Annotated in this window: 1 protein-coding gene; it reads right to left on the bottom strand. The window is 62.6% G+C overall.

Going from position 1 to position 1457, the window contains the following annotated elements; translation table 11 throughout:
• Nucleotides 1–23: 23 nt before the first annotated feature.
• Nucleotides 24–1229, bottom strand: coding sequence for an IS110 family transposase (locus CXY72_RS00070; RefSeq protein WP_104125717.1), 1206 nt, complete (start codon nt 1227–1229; stop codon nt 24–26).
• Nucleotides 1230–1457 lie beyond the last annotated feature (228 nt).

Genomic DNA, 1457 nt, shown 5'->3' with positions numbered 1-1457 from the left:
CATTGGGAATCTCAATGTCTTTGTCAAGTAGTTGTGAGCGTGGGGAGGGGGACTCGTTCCTGATAAGTGGTGTGGTCGCGGAGCATGGCCCAGAGGACGTTGATGCGTCGGCGGGCGAGTGCAAGGAGGGCCTGTTTGTGGCTCTTGCCTTCACGGCGTTTGCGGTCGTAAAAGGTCCGTGACGCGGGGCTGTTCTTCAGGCTCGAGAGCGCCGCGAGATAGCAGGTTCGGAGCAAGCGGCGGTTGAAGCGGCGGGGCCGGTGCAGGTTGCCGCTGATGCGGCCGGAGTCCCTGGGGGCGGGCGCGAGGCCGGCGACAGTGGCGAGCCGGTCTGCGGAATCGAACGCGTCCATGGTGCCCCCGGTCGCGGCGAGGAATGTCGCGCCGAGTAGGGGGCCAAAGCCGGGCATGCTGATGATGATTTCAGCGTCAGCGTGTTGCTGGAACAAGCTGGCGATCTGGGTGTCGAGTTCGGTCAGGGTGTGGTCGATGTTTTGGAGTTGGGCGGCGAGGCGGGCGACCAACATGGCGCCCATCGGTTGGGTCGTGAGGTTAGTGTGTTGGGCCTCGGCGGCATCGACGGTTTTGTTGGCGACGCTGGCGCTGTTGCGGCAGCCGCGCGCTTTCAGCCAGGCGTGGAGTCGGGTGCGTCCAAGACGGCGAAGCGCGTCTGGGGTTTGATAGCTGGACAGGAGCACGAGTGCTGCCTTGTTTTTGGAATAGTCGAAAGCCCGCTCCAGTGCTGGGAAGTACTCGAGCATCACAGCGCGCAGGCGATTGATCGTGCGCACCCGATCGCACATCACGTCGTGGCGGTAGGAGGTTAGGAGCTGCAGGTCGATGCTGGTGTGATCGCCACCGCGCACGGGTTGAAGGTCGCGGCGCATGCGGGCCTGGTCAGCGATGATGGCCGCATCTTTGGCGTCCGTTTTGCCGTCACCGCGGTAGGTCGCCGAGGCGTGGTGAATGATTCGGCCGGGAATATAGAGCAGCTGTTGGTCGTGCGCGGTGAGGAGGCTGATCAGCAGTGCGGCGCCGCCAGCGTTGAGGTCGGTCGCCCAGGTCACAGGCTCGCCGTCGGTTAGGTCAACGACCGATGCGATGAGTTCCAGCAGGACGCTCTCGTCGTTCTCGACACGTTCGGACAGGAGCTTTTTGCCTGCCTCGTCGATGACGACGCAGTGGTGTTCACGTTTGCCAGCGTCGATGCCGGCCCAGATTTTTGGCACAGAGTGTCCCTTCTAATGTGGAGTTATGGTCCCTGCGGATAACTGCGCCGGCACGTCCTTACACAGCGATCGATGTCGCAATTCTCAATCAGCGGTCGAGTCATCACACGGGCGACGGGCGGCTATTCCCAGTAAGCCGTCCAGGCGGCAAGGAGACCTCAGCCATACCCATCGCCCGAGGGTTGCCGGAACATTACTCCGCCTCCGACACTCACAACATCGTAAGGA

Origin of the sequence: Cryobacterium sp. Y57, assembly GCF_002929505.1 — a bacterium.
GTDB lineage: Bacteria > Actinomycetota > Actinomycetes > Actinomycetales > Microbacteriaceae > Cryobacterium.
This window is presented reverse-complemented; position numbering and strand designations above follow the sequence as displayed.